The organism is Bacillus sanguinis, from assembly GCF_018332475.1.
Taxonomy (GTDB): Bacteria; Bacillota; Bacilli; order Bacillales; family Bacillaceae_G; genus Bacillus_A; species Bacillus_A sanguinis.
The window spans coordinates 1-916 of sequence record NZ_BOQB01000605.1 but is presented as its reverse complement, the minus strand read 5'-3'; the positions used below and the strand labels follow the sequence as shown (position 1 = coordinate 916).

Here is a 916-nt window from a genome sequence, read left to right as displayed (position 1 = left end):
ATTAGTGAAGCACCCATTAACAGATCAAGGAATTGAGAAATTCTTAGCGGATTGGGAAAAAACACAAGAGAAATAATAGAAAAAAAAGGATCCTAGTTTAATTGACTAGGATTCTTTTTTTTATTTAAAAGAATTTTCATGCAATTTTGCATATTGTCTTTTAAATTTGTTATATAAACTATTTAATATATACAAATCACTCTTTATTTTTCATATTTTGATATAAGAAGATAGAGAGTCTGACCAGAAAACTGGAGGGCATGATTCTATAACAGAAAGATTAACGTTTATAGAATTATGCTTTTTTATATAGGGAGGGTAGTAAACGGAGATTTCGACAAAAATGCACTTATTTATCTGAATTTTAAGTTTTATAAAAGGAGAGAAATAGAATGAGAAGAAAAGCACCACTTAAAGTGTTATCGTCATTAGCAATTGCGGCAATTATCGGATGTACATCTGTAATGAGTGCTCCATTAGCGTACGCAGAAACGCCAGCAAAAGAGAAAGAAAATGTGTCTACAACACCAATTGATTATAATTTAATTCAAGAAGATCGTTTAGCGGAAGCGCTGAAGGAAAGAGGAACAATAAATCCAGCATCTTCTAAAGAAGAGACGAAAAAGGCTGTAGAAAAGTATATTGAAAAGAAACAAGGAGATCAGGCAAATAAAGAAATTCTTCCAGCGGATACTGCTAAAGAGGCATCTGATTTTGTAAAAAAAGTAAAAGAGAAGAAAATGGAAGAAAAGGAGAAAGTAAAGAAACCTGAAAAAAATGTTAGTCCTGAGCAAAAGCCAGAACCAAATAAAAAGCAATTGAATGGACAAGTCCCAACTTCTAAAGCAAAGCAAGTGCCATATAAAGGGTCTGTTCGAACTGATAAAGTATTAGTATTACTCGTTGAATTTAGTGA

General features: G+C 31.9%; 2 pseudogenes. Both read left to right on the top strand.

The features are described 5' to 3' along the window. Positions 1 to 76 (top strand): annotated as a pseudogene (locus tag KI369_RS28820) (fructose-6-phosphate aldolase); the annotation flags it as partial. A gap of 316 nt (positions 77 to 392) precedes the next feature. Then, positions 393 to 916 (top strand): annotated as a pseudogene (locus KI369_RS28815) (peptidase M6); the annotation flags it as partial.